This is a genomic window from Streptococcus mitis, from assembly GCF_003944325.1.
Taxonomy (GTDB): Bacteria; Bacillota; Bacilli; order Lactobacillales; family Streptococcaceae; genus Streptococcus; species Streptococcus mitis_CW.
Window position 1 is genome coordinate 1 of sequence record NZ_RJPX01000097.1, and the last position, 805, is coordinate 805.

Sequence of the window (805 nt, forward strand, 5' to 3'; positions counted from 1 at the left end):
TCTTGTTCAGTTTTCAAAGGTCTTTGTCACTCACTTCTCTCAAGTGACAACTATATCAGTATATCACAGTCGCTTTCGCTTGTCAACACTTTTTTGAAACTTTTTTAAACTTTTTTCATCAAGTGTTTCAAACCACAATATACCATAGTCCGTACGGGATTCGAACCCGTGTTACCGCCGTGAAAAGGCGGTGTCTTAACCCCTTGACCAACGGACCAGAGTTGTTATTTTCAACTCTTACTATTATACCGACTTTTTCAGACTTGTCAACTACTTTTTCTATTTTTTTTCAATTTTTTTGCATGACTTCCTAATGGCTACGGATATCAAACTCTTTAAGCACAATACGTAAGTCTCTTAGTACTCTTTGACGTCCTCGGAAGCGTTCATGTCTTAAGACGCGTTCTAACTCTTCTTGGTGCTCTTTAGTTTGTTTGTTTCTATAATCTCTTAGCGTTTCATGAAAGAGATAATAATCGTCTAGCCAAAGACCTCCCTCACTTACTCGATGACTAATCTCACCTACTTCTTCATAAGGTTCTTTATCATATCTTCGTTTTTGACTTTCTTGTTTACGGAGATAATCTAGAATCCGACTCCGAAACTTGGTTTTGAAATATTTCCTTAAACGAGGAATATCTTCTACTAATCCTTCTTCTTTACTAATCAATTCATGCAAGCAAATCATTCCCTCTTGATCCCAATCCGATAACTCCCACAAATGAAGGTAATATTCATTTCTACACTTGTATACAATACCTTGGACTTCTTCATACAATTCTTTAAGCATAATCTTCCCCTTTCT

At 36.4% G+C, this 805-nt stretch carries 1 protein-coding gene and 1 tRNA gene; both read right to left on the reverse strand.

The window, feature by feature from the left end:
- Nucleotides 1-145 precede the first annotated feature (145 nt).
- Nucleotides 146-217 (reverse strand) — tRNA-Glu (locus D8787_RS11265).
- Between the two features lie 93 nt (nt 218-310).
- Nucleotides 311-790 carry a sigma-70 family RNA polymerase sigma factor gene (locus D8787_RS11270; RefSeq protein ID WP_125423882.1) on the reverse strand — a complete coding sequence of 160 codons (480 nt, stop codon included), beginning with the start codon at nt 788-790 and terminating at the stop codon, nt 311-313.
- Nucleotides 791-805: the final 15 nt, after the last annotated feature.

Bases quoted from the DNA above. Each gene is read 5' to 3' on its own strand.
- D8787_RS11270 (WP_125423882.1), bottom strand. From the start codon at position 790: ATGCTTAAAGAATTGTATGAAGAAGTCCAAGGTATTGTATACAAGTGT.